The organism is Kribbella sp. NPDC050459 (assembly GCF_040655315.1).
Taxonomy (GTDB): domain Bacteria; phylum Actinomycetota; class Actinomycetes; order Propionibacteriales; family Kribbellaceae; genus Kribbella.
The window spans coordinates 312,260-323,740 of sequence record NZ_JBFAJQ010000010.1 but is presented as its reverse complement, the minus strand read 5'-3'; the positions used below and the strand labels follow the sequence as shown (position 1 = coordinate 323,740).

The window sequence follows — 11,481 nt, the reverse complement described above, 5'->3', positions numbered from 1 at the left end:
CCACATCCGGCAGTGTCGCGGTCATCGCCGCACCTTCCCCGCCAACCCTCACAGTCGGCGCGTCGGGCCGGAAACACCGTTATGCGGACAGTCCCTCACCGGTCTACAGAGTCAGTGTGCGCGGTGGTTCCTCGACTACGCGGCCGCCGACTGTGGCGTGGGTTGGTGGTTGCCAGGTGGTGTGGAGGTGGGAGCCGGCGCCTTGGATGACGAGGAGGTCGCGGCGGAGTTGCGCGGTGAGTTGGGTTACGGCTGAGCCGGTGGCTTCGTCTTCCTCGACGTTCATGGCGGGGGCGAAGGCTCGGGCTCGGATGATGCCGGCGGGCTCGTCCTGCCAGGACCAGAGGAAGGTGTGGCCGGCGGTGTAGGTCGCGGGGTCGGATGCCAGGACGTCGGCGGGGGTTGCTAGCTCGTGCCAGTCCCAGGTGCTGCCCCAGGTGGTGTCGGCTCGGACGGCGTAGAGGTCGCCGGAGCGGGTAATTGGGATGGGGCCGGCGGGGACGTGGAGGGTGTCGACGGGGTGGCCGTGGGTGTGCAGCCAGGCGGCGGCGCCGACGGTGGGGTGGCCGGCGAAGGACATCTCGCCGGTGGCGGAGTAGATACGAAGCGTGCCGGTGGCGGCGTCGTCGACGTACACGGTCTCGCTGTAGCCGAGCTCGGCGGCCACGCGCTGCCGGTCGCGCTCACCGACGAGGCGGCCGTCGACGATGCCCAGGGGGTTGCCGAACCGGCCGTCGGGGTCGGTGAAGACCCTGACGACCTCGACCTGGAGGTTCAGGTTCAGAGAACCGCGATCGCGGCGATGATCGCGATCAGCAGCACCGCACCGCCCACGATCGCCAGCATCCGGCCGTTCACCTTGGGTTCGGTGGCGGCCTCGGTCTGGCCCTCGTTGACGAAGGCGCGGAACATCTGCGTGTTCGCGCCCGGGTCCTGCTCGTTCTCCACGTTCTGCGGGACGTTCTGGTCAGCCATGGCCCCAGACCCTACCGGCACCCCGGACCCCAGCCACTCACCAAGGGCCCGGTTTTACCTACCGCTCACGCTGCGTCCCGCTCCCGTCGACACCCTGCGAACCCGTTGGTGAGTGTCTCAGGTCCATGTACCATTTGGTACATGCGCTTCGATCACTCCAGCACGATCCAGGCCGCGCCCGAGCGGGTCTGGGAGGTTTTCAGCAACGTCGAGCGGTGGCCCGACTGGACCCCGACCGTCGATTCCGTCGAGCGGCTCGACGCGGGCCGGATCCACGTCGGCGCCCGCACCCGGATCCGCCAGCCCAAGCTCCCGGTCGCGGTCTGGGAGGTGACGGAACTGAAGGAAGGTGAGTACTTCGAGTGGGTCTCGAAGGCCCCCGGGATCAGGACCACGGGCGGCCACCGCGTCGTCAGTACGCCGGACGGCACCGTCGCGACCGCGACGATCATCCAGGAAGGTCCGCTCGGCTGGCTCTTCGGCCGGCTGTACGCGAAGCTGACCCGCGACTACATCGCCACCGAGACCGCCAAGCTGAAGGAAGTCAGTGAGTCGAGCAACCCTGCTGGCTGACGCGATCGAGCATTTCGCGAAGAACGGGATCGGGGACGCGAGCCTGCGGAGCATCGCGACCTCGATCGGCACCAGCCATCGGATGCTGATCTACCACTTCGGCTCCCGCGAGGGTCTGCTCGCCGAAGTGGTGCGGACGGTCGAGCAGCAGCAGCGGGACCTGCTGGCCGCGCTGTCCGATCTCCCGATCGAGGAGCAGGCCGAGGAGTTCTGGCGCCGTGTCACCGAGGCCGCGCTCGTGTACGGCCCGCTGTTCTTCGAGCTCAGCGCGCACGCGATGCAGGACCTGCCGCACACCGAGCCTCTCAAGGCCGACCTGATCAATGTCTGGCTGCCGCCGCTGATCGAGCTCTGCGTCCGCGCCCGTATCCCGCCGGAGCAGGCGCCGGCGTACGCGCGGCTCGGTCTGGCCGCGTCGCGCGGCCTGCTGTTCGACCTGCTGCTGACCGGTGATCGCGCGGGCGTCGACGAGGCGTCCGCGCTGCTCAACCGGCTGTTCACTCTCCCGGTTCGGTAGGCCGCTCGACCCGGCCGGCAACGATCGGCAACCGCGAGTCCCGCAGTACGGCGACGAACGCGAACGGCCGGTCCAACGTGACCTGCAGCCGGCGCTCCTGCGACGTGATCATCGCGGCCCGCGTCATCGCCATCGCGGTCACCGCCGCGGCCTCGAACCCGGTCGCGAAGAACCGCGCGAGCACCTTCTGCTTCGCCTGCCCGAGCTGCAGCGGGGTCGGGCTGAGCGCACTGAAATGCCCGCGCGCGCCCGGATCCGACGCGATCGCCGTCAAACCGAACAACTCCTGGGACGCCAGCAGATCATGCTCGACCTCGATGCTGAACGACGGCAACGACACCTTCACGTCGGGCCGCGCGGCCGTCGTCTTCCCGATCGTCAACCCGGGACCGGGCCGGTCCTGGTCGATCAGCTGACTGCCCGGTACACCGTCGCCCGGCCGGGCCGCCGCCTCGAGCAGCGCGGGCAGCGCGTCCTCCCCGATCCCCAGCAGTACGTCGACATCCGCCTCGCCGCGCACCGTGACCACGGTCAGCTCGCCGTACCGCCGTACCGAATCGAGGTCGGTGTCCGTGCGCTCCAGCCAATGCCACGAACCGGCCCACGGACCGCCGGCGATGCGGCGGACCTGCTCGGTGAACGGGCGCACCCAGGTGGTCCGCAGCAGCAGCGCCGACGCCAGCACCAGCATCAGGTCGCCGTCGATGTCGAGCGGCATCTCCCGGATCAGGTCGTCAGTGTGGTCGGCGGCCCAGGCGTCGAGTTTCGCCTTGTCGACCGTCGGATTGCCGGTCAGGAGGCCGACGAGCGGCGCCGGCAGCACGCTGTCGAACGTCTCCGCCAGCTTCAGGTCCTCACTGACCCACACGCCGAGCGCGGCGTTCAGATCGGCGGAGCTCTCGATGGTCTCGACCAACCGGATCGCGTCGGTTGCCGCGGTCGCCGGATCCACTCCGGCCGCGGCGGCGAGCTCGGAGCGCCCGGGCTCGTCCGCTCCGGTCGCGAGCAGGGCCAGCAACGGCCACAGGCCGAGCCCGGCCACCACCGTGTTCTCGGCCGGCAAGGTCCGGGCCCAGCGGGTGGTGAGGTCGTTGACTGCGCGCACCACATCGGCATCCATACCTCAACACTGCCACACACTTGATACATGACGGTGATTTTCATTTCCAAGGGATTTCTGCCAGCATTCCGCCCATGACAACGGCCGAGCAGGAGACGCCGGAGGCCCAGGAGGCTCAACAGGCGAAAGAGCTGTCCGGGTCGTCGATCGTGTTCACCGGCACGCTGGTGCTGCTGGTCGGGCTCGCGCTGTTCGGGCGGAGGCTGTTCAACGCGTGGTTCACCGGCGACGGGATCCGCACCTGGGCGACGATGTTCGTCGGCGTGACGGTGCAGGCCCTGCCGTTCCTGGTGCTCGGTGTGCTGCTGTCGGCTGCGCTCACCGCGTTCGTCCCCGCGTCGTTCTTCGCCAAGGCGCTCCCGAGACATCCCGCCCTCGCCGTACCGGTGGCCAGCGCGTCAGGCGTTGTGCTCCCCGGCTGCGAGTGCGCGTCGGTGCCGGTGTCGGCGGCGTTGATGACCCGCGGTGTCACCCCGGCCGCGGCGATCGCGTTCCTGTTGTCGGCGCCGGCGATCAACCCGGTCGTGCTGGCGTCGACGGCGGTGGCGTTCCCGGGCCAGCCGAAGGTCGTGGTCGCTCGCGCGGTCACGTCGCTCGCGGTCTCGATGATCCTCGGCTGGTTGTGGTTGCTGACCGGCAAGGGCGGGTCGTGGCTGAAGCTGCCGAAGAACCGGCACGCGCACGACGACAGCAAGTTCGAGGTGTTCCGGTCCGCGATGCTGCACGACTTCCTGCACGCCGGCGGGTTCCTGGTGATCGGCGCGGCCGCCGCGGCCACGCTGAACGTCGTCGTACCGCGCGCCTGGCTCGACCACGTCGCGGGGAACCTGCTGCTCTCGGTGCTGATCCTCGGGCTGCTCGCGGTCCTGCTGGCGATCTGTTCCGAGGCGGACGCGTTCGTCGCGGCGAGCCTGACCCAGTTCTCGCTGACCGCGCGGCTCGCGTTCATGGTCGTCGGCCCGATCGTCGACGTGAAACTGATCGCGCTCCAGACCGGAACCTTCGGCCCGAGGTTCGCCGTCCGGTTCGCCCCGGCCACCTTCGTGGTCGCAATCCTTGCCAGCCTGCTCGCCGGATGGTGGTTGCTGTGAAGCGCAACGTTGCCGGGTTGGTGATCGTGTTCGTGGGGGCCGCGATGGTGCAGCTCGCGACCTCCGGGACGTATCTGCGGTATGTGAAGCCCGGGATGCGGTGGATGCTGTTCGCGGCCGGGCTGATCCTGATCGCGCTGGCGGTGACAGACGTTCTCGTGCGGACCCGCGCGGCGCACGACCACGCTCTGCCGCGGGCCGCGTGGTTGTTGCTGGTCCCGGTGTTCGCGTTGCTCGTCGTCGATCCGCGCGCGCTCGGCGCGGACGCGGCGCAACGGCAGTCACCGGTCGCCGCGAAACCGGTCGCCCCGCAGGGAAACACGTACTGGGACGGGTCGGCGGGCCCCAAGCCGATCGCGGTGCGCGACTACGCCGTCTGGGCGGTGTGGGAGAAGGAGACGATGAAAGGCAAGTCGTTCCAGCTGACCGGCTTCGTCACCCCGGCGAAGAACGGCGTCTGGTACGTGACGCGCATCGGCCTGACCTGCTGCGTCGCGGACGGTACGGCGTTCATGGTCGAAGCCCGCGGCCAGGCCGCGCCCGCCAAGAACCAGTGGGTGACCGTGACCGGCGAGTGGGCGGAGCCGACGCGGCGGGTCGACGGCGACGTCGCCGCGCTCACCATCACGACGGTCAAGCCGGTGACCGCCCCAGCCAACCCCTACGAGTAGTTCACCCAGCCCGCGACCGCCGGCACGCCGGTCGGCCGGTGTACGGCGAGGAAGGCGAACGGCCGCTCGAGGTTCACGTACAGCGCCTTCGCGCCGAACGCCGCGGAGCCCGCGGCCATCGGCATCGCGGTGACCGCGGCCGCCTCGAACCCGGTGGCCGAGAACCGTGCGAGCACGGCCTGTTTCGCCTGGCCGATCGCCAACGGTTGCGGACTCAGCCCCGGGAAGTGTCCTGTCCGCGTGTCGGATGCCGCGCTCAACCCGAACACCGAGGCATGCTCCAGCAGATCGTGCTCCGCCTCGATCTCGAAGTACGGCATCGACAGCGCGACGACCGGCTGCATCGACTCGATCACCTCGACACCAGGCGCCGACCGCTCGGCCGCCAGCACCTCGGTCCCGCTCAGCCCGTCGCCGTCGAGCTCCAGCGCCGCGCCGAGCACCGCCGCCCGCCCGCCGTCACCGATGACCAGCCGTACGTCGAACTCCCCGATCCCGCGCACCGTCACCATGGTCAACGGACCCGTCACGGTGTCGTACACCTGAAGGCTGTCGAGGTCCGGATCCGCCCGGCTCAGCCAGCGCCGATCGTTGCGCGGGTACTCCTCGAACGGCAGCGCCCACTCCGTCTTCAGCACCAGCGCCGACGCGAGCACCAGCAACACGTCAGGAGTGACCTGGACCGGCATCCGGCGCAGCAACCCGTCCGTCCGCTCGACCACCCAGGCGTCCAGGGCGGCGCGGTCGGTCAGCGTCCCGCGGACCTCCGGCGGCAGGAACCGGTCCACGCCCGGCTGCAGTTCGATCTCCGGACGCGTCCACAGTCCCAACGCCATCCGCAGATCGGGCGCCTCCAGCAGACCGCCGTACCGGCCGCCGGCGGCGTCGGCCAGCTCGGTGTGGGCCGGTTCGTCCGCAACCTCGGCCAGCATCGCGAGCAGCGGCTGGACGCCGAGCCCGGAGATCACGGTGCTGTCCTCGCCGGGCAGTTCGGCGATCCATCGTGCGGTCAGGCGACCGACTTGAGATGCGTCCACTCACACATCCTGGCGCACCAGCGTTTCATCTCCATGAAGCGCACAGTCGAGCCCAAGGTCCTGTACTTCGGTACGCCGGTCGTCCTGATCAGCTCCGCCAACCCCGACGGCACTACGAATCTCGCCCCGATGTCGTCGGCCTGGTGGCTCGGCTACACCGCGATGCTCGGAATGGGGACGAGCGCACAGACCGTGAAGAACCTGACCGAGCGGCCGGAGCTGGTGCTGAACCTGGTCGACCCCGCGATGGTCGCGGCGCTCGACCGGATCGCGCTGCTGACCGGGTCCGCGGAGATGTCCGACGCGAAGCGGGCCCGCGGGTACCGGCACGAGCCCGACAAGTTCGCGGCCGGCGGGCTGACCCGTGAGCCGAGCGAGCTGCCCGGCCTCGACTCGGTCCTGGAGAGCCCGATCAACCTGGAGGGCCGGATCGAGTCGATCAGCGGGATCGGCGGGCCGGACTCGCACCTGTGCGCGCTGGAGATGACGGTCGAGCGGGTCCGGGTGCGTGAGGACCTGCTGATGAGCAACGAGCGCTACATCGACCCGCTGCGCTGGGACCCGCTGATCATGAAGTTCACCGAGTACTTCGCGGGCGGCGCACCGGCGTACCCGTCGTCACTTGCTCGGGGCTGGCAGATGCCGCCGATGGTCGTCGGTACGAACAGCTGACCGCGGCGCGGGCCGTCGGACGATCGTGCACGCCATGCCCCCGATGACGAGCACCGCGGCGATCGCCTGCTGCGGACCGACGGCCTCGCCGCGCAGTACCCACGCCGCGGACATGCCGACGACGGGCACCAGCAGCGAGAACGGCGCGACCGTGCTGGCGGCGTACTGCCGGAGCAGGTAACCCCAGACACCGAAGCCGAACAGGGTGGCCCCGAAGGCGAGGTAGGCGATCGCGCCGATGCCGCTCAGGTCGATGGTGCGGAGTGCCTCGGCGTCGGCGCGCGGGCCTTCGGTGAGCAGCGAGAGGATCAGCAGCGGTACGACGGCGACCGCGCTGATCCACACCATGAAGCGCAGCATGTCCGGCGGCTTGGCGTACCGGGTGATCGTGTTGGAGATGCTCCAGGACGCGCCGGCGACGATCACCAGGACGAGTGCGCCGAGCGGGGCGGACAGCTTGCGGTCGAGGACGATCAGGACGATCCCGGCGCAGGCGATCGCGATGCCGACGAGGTGTGCGGGGCGCGGGCGTTCCCGCAGGACGGTGATCGCGATCAGGACCGTGAAGATCACCTGACTCTGCAACACGAGCGACGCCAGACCCGCCGGTACGCCGTGGTCCATCGCGATGAACAGCAGCCCGAACTTCGCCACGCCCAGCGCGAGTCCGACGCCCACGACGTACCGCCAGGGGACGCGTGGTCCGCCGAGCACGAAGATCGCCGGGACGGCGACGAAGAAGAACCGCAGCGCGGACAGCAGCAGCGGCGGAACGCCTTCCAGACCGACCTCGATCACCACGAAATTGATGCCCCAGACAACGACGGCGGCGAGGGCGAGGAGCAGGTCACGAGGCTTCATGCTGTCCAGTCTCGGCCGGAGTACACTTAAGGACCAGCACCGATTACTACCGCTATCAATGTAGGAGAGCTACATGATCGATCTCGGGCGGCTCCGCGCACTGCACGCCGTGGCGCAGTACGGATCGGTCAACCGGGCGGCCGAGGTGCTCGGCTACACACCGTCGGCGGTGTCGCAGCAGCTGACGAAATTGGAGCGGGAGACCAGGACGACGCTGATCGAGCGTCAAGGCCGCGGGATCGTGCTGACCGACGCGGCCCGGCAGTTGGCGTCGACGGCCGCGCGGATCCTCGAGCTGGTCGAGGACGCCGAGCTGACACTGGAAGAGCAACGCGGTCAGGCGATCGGGACACTCGGCATCGCCGCGTTCCCGACCGCGGCCCGCGGATTGCTGCCGCCCGCTCTCGCCCGGCTGGTCGACGATCACCCGCAGCTGGACGTCCGGGTGCTCGAGACCGATCCGTTCGAGGCCGTGGCGGCGGTGAACCGCGGCGAGATCGACATCGCGATCGTCCACGACTGGCACAACACCCCGCTCGCACTGCCGGATGGGCTGTCCCGGGTGAAGCTCGGCACGGACCCCGCCGACGTCCTGGTGCCGGCGACGCATCGCCTGGCAGGCAAGGAGTTCGTCCGCGCGGAGGATCTCGTCGGCGAGCGCTGGATCTGCCAGCCCGTCGGGTCGATCTGCTACGAGTGGCTGATCCGGACGATGCGCCGCGCGGGCGTGGAGCCGGAGGTCGCGTACTCGGTCGCGGAGTACCAGACCCAGTTGGCGATGCTCGACCGCGGCCTCGGTATCGGCCTGCTCCCCCGCCTCGGCCGCGGACCGGTCCCCGACGGCGTGGTCGTCGTACCGCTGCAGCCTGCCCCGAGCCGCCGCTTGTACGCCGTGTGGCGCACCACGACCTCGCGCCGCCCGGCGATCACCGTCACGCTCGCGACGCTGAAGGCCGCCTGGCCCGACCGGGACACCGCCTGATCGGTTGTGATCACTTTGCGCGACCGGTTGACAGCGTTCCGCGTCGGCCGCTACGTTCTCGTGAACTATTAGGAAACCTTCCTAATCATCCTCCCCGACGCCCCCTCGGAGGACGTTCATGATCCACTCTCTCCTGGCCGGCGCCCTGCTGGCCGCTTCGGCCCTGCTACCTGTTTCCGCGCAGGCCGCCGACACCCCGGTCGGCCGCAACGGCCAGCTGCACGTCTGCGGCACCAAGCTCTGCAACGAGCGCAACGAACCCGTCCAGCTGCGCGGAATGAGTACGCACGGCCTGCAGTGGTACGCCAACTGCCTGAAGACCGCCTCGCTGGACGCCCTGGCGAACGACTGGAACGCCGACATCCTGCGCATCTCGATGTACGTGCAGGAAGGCGGCTACGAGACCGACCCGGCGAAGTACACCGATCTGGTGACCACGCTCATCGAGGAGGCGACCAAACGCGGTCTGTACGCGCTGGTCGACTGGCACCAGCTCGACCCCGGCGACCCGAACGAGAACCTCGACCTGGCGAAGCGGTTCTTCACCGAGATCGCCGAGCGGCACAAGGACAAGTTCAACATCATCTACGACATCGCCAACGAGCCGAACGGCGTCAGCTGGGCCGGCATCAAGTCGTACGCCGAGCAGATGGTGCCGGTGATCCGGGCCAAGGACCCCGACGGCGTGATCTTCGTCGGCACCCACGGCTGGGCGTCGCTCGGGGTCTCCGACGGCGGCAGCGAGGCCGACGTCATCAACAACCCGGTGAACGCGTCGAACCTGATGTACACGTTCCACTTCTACGCCGCCTCGCACCAGCAGGAGTACTTCGACGCCCTGGCGCGCGCCGCGGACCGGATCCCGTTGTTCGTCACGGAGTTCGGCACCCAGACCTACACCGGTGACGGCGGCAACGACTTCACCTGGTCGCAGAAGTACCTGGACTTCCTGGAGAGCAAGCAGATCGGCTGGACGAACTGGAACTTCTCCGACGACTTCCGCTCCGGCGCGGTCTTCAAGGAAGGCACCTGCGACGGCGACGACTTCACCGGGACGGCGATGCTCAAGCCGGCCGGCGTCTGGATCCGCGACCACATCCGCAACCGCCCGTCGGCCACGGCGACGATCGATGTCAGCACCTCCGCACAGCTCACCGCCGCGCTGACCAACGCCAAGCCCGGCGACACCATCAAGCTCGCCGACGGCACCTACACCGGCAACTTCAAGACCACGGTCGACGGCACGTCCGCGGCGCCGATCACGCTGACCGGCTCCACGAACGCCGTACTGAAGGCCGGCGGCGGCTATGGCCTGCACCTGAACGGCGCGTCGTACTGGACCGTGCGCGGCCTCACCGTGACCGGCGGCCAGAAAGGCATCATGATCGACAGCGCCACCCGCGTGACGATCGACGGCGTCACCGTACACGGGCTGGACATGGAGGGCGTGCACTTCCGCAACAGCAGCACGTACGGCGTGATCAAGAACTCGCGCATCTACGACACCGGCAACGACGGTCGCGGGATGGGCGAGGGCGTGTACGTCGGCAGCGCGGGCGGCACCTCCGACAAGTCCGACCACGTGCAGATCCTCGGCAACACGATCGGCCCGGACGTCGGCGGCGAGGCGGTCGACCTGAAGGAGGGGACGACCGGCGGGCTGGTGTCCGGCAACAGCTTCGACGGCCGCGGCCTCACCGGTGCGAACTACGACGACAGCTGGATCGATGTCAAGGGCAACAACTACGTCATCGAGAACAACACCGGCAAGAACACCACGAACAACGGCTACGAGACGCACACCCAGCAGTCCGGGTGGGGCTGCGGGACGGTGTTCCGCGGCAACACCTCCGACCTGACCGGCGCGACCGGCGGCGGCCGGTACGCGTTCAACATCACCAATTACAACGCGAGCAGCTGCAAGGTCACCGTCGACCGCAGCAACACGATGACCGGCGGAAAGGCCCTGACCAACCCAGGCATCCCGGTCACCTGACAAAGCTCCCCGGCCGCCCTGCCCGGCGGCCGGGGCCCCGGCCCGGCTGGCCCGCCCCGTCAGCCGGGCCGCACGCCGGCGATCCGGCGGAGTTTGGTCTCGGTCTCGTCGTCGAGGGCGGTGTAGACGGTGGCCCGGAGAGGGCCGAGCTGGGACAGCCAGAGGTTGATCGGCTCGATGCGCAGGATGCCGTGGCCGTCGACCTCGAGCATCTTCGTGCGGGTGCTGGGCGCGGCCACGTCGTACCGCTCCCAGAGCTCCGCGAAATACGGCGAGCTGTTCAGCAGGCCGTGGATCAGCTCCTGCCAGAGCGCGTCGCCGAGGTGGTCGGCGGACGCGGCGCGGAAAGCCGCGACCATGTGGTGCTTGGTCGTTTCCCCGTCGACGAAACTGCACTTCCACTCGTCGGACACGAAGTTCAGCCACAGCATGTTCCGCTCGTCGACCGGCACCTGGTCCAGGTCGAGGACCACCCGGCAGTACGCCGTGTTGAAGGCGAGGATGTCGTACCGCTCGTTCAGCACCACCGCCGGGTACGGCGACACCGCGTCGAGGGTCTTCTGCACCGACGGAGGCAGCGCCGAGCACACGCCCTGCGTCGGCCCGAACCGTAGCCCGGCCAGCCGGAACAGGTGACTGCGCTCCTGCCGGTCGAACCGCAGCGCCGTCGCGATCGCGTCCAGGACCTGCGCGGACACGTTGATGTCCCGGCCCTGCTCGAGCCACGTGTACCAGGTGACGCCGACCCCGGCGAGCAGCGCGACCTCCTCGCGCCGCAGCCCCGGCGTCCGGCGCCGGCCGCCCGGCGCGAACCCGACCTCGTCCGGCCGGATGCGTTCCCGCCGGCTGCGCAGGAACACGCCGAGCTCGCGGCGCTGGGCCGTTGCCGTTGTGTCGGAGGCGACTGTCATGCTTCCATCATGGACACCGGCCCAACCGGGTGCCAGGTGCTGTGAGTAATAGGATAAGCAGACTCTCACTACCAG

The 11,481-nt window shown here is 69.2% G+C and carries 13 protein-coding genes; 7 read left to right on the top strand and 6 right to left on the bottom strand.

Going from position 1 to position 11,481, the window contains the following annotated elements:
• Positions 1-103: 103 nt before the first annotated feature.
• Both AB0I12_RS29660 and AB0I12_RS29655 read right to left on the bottom strand, forming a co-directional pair.
• The gene (locus AB0I12_RS29660; protein WP_359935646.1) at positions 104-778 is read right to left on the bottom strand and encodes a PhzF family phenazine biosynthesis protein; all 675 of its coding nucleotides are present in this window, start codon (positions 776-778) and stop codon (positions 104-106) included.
• Positions 779-780: 2 nt separating this feature from the next.
• Positions 781-975 carry a hypothetical protein gene (locus tag AB0I12_RS29655; RefSeq protein WP_359935635.1) on the bottom strand — a complete coding sequence of 65 codons (195 nt, stop codon included), beginning with the start codon at positions 973-975 and terminating at the stop codon, positions 781-783.
• Between the two features lie 141 nt (positions 976-1,116).
• On the opposite strand from AB0I12_RS29655, the gene AB0I12_RS29650 reads away from it, so the two are divergent.
• Positions 1,117-1,548, top strand: coding sequence for an SRPBCC family protein (locus AB0I12_RS29650; RefSeq protein ID WP_359935633.1), 432 nt, complete (start codon positions 1,117-1,119; stop codon positions 1,546-1,548).
• Positions 1,523-2,065, top strand: a complete 543-nt coding sequence (locus AB0I12_RS29645; RefSeq protein WP_359935631.1) for a TetR family transcriptional regulator — start codon at positions 1,523-1,525, stop codon at positions 2,063-2,065. Before AB0I12_RS29650 ends, AB0I12_RS29645 begins: the two co-directional genes overlap by 26 nt.
• On the opposite strand, the gene AB0I12_RS29640 is transcribed toward AB0I12_RS29645, so the two are convergent.
• Entirely contained in the window at positions 2,046-3,185 is a 1,140-nt protein-coding gene (locus tag AB0I12_RS29640; protein ID WP_359935629.1) for a serpin family protein, read from the bottom strand. The genes AB0I12_RS29645 and AB0I12_RS29640 overlap by 20 nt on opposite strands.
• A 74-nt stretch (positions 3,186-3,259) precedes the next feature.
• On the opposite strand from AB0I12_RS29640, the gene AB0I12_RS29635 reads away from it, so the two are divergent.
• Complete coding sequence (locus AB0I12_RS29635) at positions 3,260-4,276, top strand: permease (protein WP_359935627.1); 1,017 nt, start codon at positions 3,260-3,262, stop codon at positions 4,274-4,276.
• Positions 4,273-4,947 (top strand): TIGR03943 family protein, encoded by a 675-nt coding sequence (locus tag AB0I12_RS29630; protein ID WP_359935625.1) that lies wholly within the window; start codon positions 4,273-4,275, stop codon positions 4,945-4,947. Before AB0I12_RS29635 ends, AB0I12_RS29630 begins: the two co-directional genes overlap by 4 nt.
• On the opposite strand, the gene AB0I12_RS29625 is transcribed toward AB0I12_RS29630, so the two are convergent.
• Positions 4,938-5,984 carry a serpin family protein gene (locus AB0I12_RS29625; RefSeq protein WP_359935623.1) on the bottom strand — a complete coding sequence of 349 codons (1,047 nt, stop codon included), beginning with the start codon at positions 5,982-5,984 and terminating at the stop codon, positions 4,938-4,940. The two genes, AB0I12_RS29630 and AB0I12_RS29625, sit on opposite strands and share 10 nt — an antisense overlap.
• Positions 5,985-6,017: 33 nt before the next feature.
• Between AB0I12_RS29625 and AB0I12_RS29620 the strand changes: the two genes are divergently transcribed.
• Entirely contained in the window at positions 6,018-6,656 is a 639-nt protein-coding gene (locus AB0I12_RS29620) for a flavin reductase family protein (RefSeq protein WP_359935621.1), read from the top strand.
• Here the strand turns inward: AB0I12_RS29620 and AB0I12_RS29615 are convergent.
• Complete coding sequence (locus tag AB0I12_RS29615; protein WP_359935619.1) at positions 6,603-7,517, bottom strand: EamA family transporter; 915 nt, start codon at positions 7,515-7,517, stop codon at positions 6,603-6,605. The two genes, AB0I12_RS29620 and AB0I12_RS29615, sit on opposite strands and share 54 nt — an antisense overlap.
• Before the next feature lie 73 nt (positions 7,518-7,590).
• On the opposite strand from AB0I12_RS29615, the gene AB0I12_RS29610 reads away from it, so the two are divergent.
• Both AB0I12_RS29610 and AB0I12_RS29605 read left to right on the top strand, forming a co-directional pair.
• A complete protein-coding gene (locus AB0I12_RS29610) occupies positions 7,591-8,499 on the top strand; it encodes a LysR family transcriptional regulator (protein WP_359935617.1) in 909 nt (302 codons plus the stop codon).
• Between the two features lie 118 nt (positions 8,500-8,617).
• Positions 8,618-10,495 (top strand): cellulase family glycosylhydrolase, encoded by a 1,878-nt coding sequence (locus AB0I12_RS29605; RefSeq protein ID WP_359935615.1) that lies wholly within the window; start codon positions 8,618-8,620, stop codon positions 10,493-10,495.
• 59 nt (positions 10,496-10,554) lie between these two features.
• Here the strand turns inward: AB0I12_RS29605 and AB0I12_RS29600 are convergent, their stop codons facing one another.
• Complete coding sequence (locus AB0I12_RS29600; protein WP_359935613.1) at positions 10,555-11,406, bottom strand: helix-turn-helix transcriptional regulator; 852 nt, start codon at positions 11,404-11,406, stop codon at positions 10,555-10,557.
• Between the last annotated feature and the right edge of the window lie 75 nt (positions 11,407-11,481).

Coding starts and splice junctions, on each gene's coding strand:
- AB0I12_RS29620 (WP_359935621.1), top strand. CDS start 6,018: ATGAAGCGCACAGTCGAGCCCAAGGTCCTGTACTTCGGTACGCCGGTC.
- AB0I12_RS29655 (WP_359935635.1), bottom strand. CDS start 975: ATGGCTGACCAGAACGTCCCGCAGAACGTGGAGAACGAGCAGGACCCG.
- AB0I12_RS29615 (WP_359935619.1), bottom strand. CDS start 7,517: ATGAAGCCTCGTGACCTGCTCCTCGCCCTCGCCGCCGTCGTTGTCTGG.
- AB0I12_RS29600 (WP_359935613.1), bottom strand. CDS start 11,406: ATGACAGTCGCCTCCGACACAACGGCAACGGCCCAGCGCCGCGAGCTC.
- AB0I12_RS29635 (WP_359935627.1), top strand. CDS start 3,260: ATGACAACGGCCGAGCAGGAGACGCCGGAGGCCCAGGAGGCTCAACAG.
- AB0I12_RS29640 (WP_359935629.1), bottom strand. CDS start 3,185: ATGGATGCCGATGTGGTGCGCGCAGTCAACGACCTCACCACCCGCTGG.
- AB0I12_RS29650 (WP_359935633.1), top strand. CDS start 1,117: ATGCGCTTCGATCACTCCAGCACGATCCAGGCCGCGCCCGAGCGGGTC.
- AB0I12_RS29610 (WP_359935617.1), top strand. CDS start 7,591: ATGATCGATCTCGGGCGGCTCCGCGCACTGCACGCCGTGGCGCAGTAC.
- AB0I12_RS29605 (WP_359935615.1), top strand. CDS start 8,618: ATGATCCACTCTCTCCTGGCCGGCGCCCTGCTGGCCGCTTCGGCCCTG.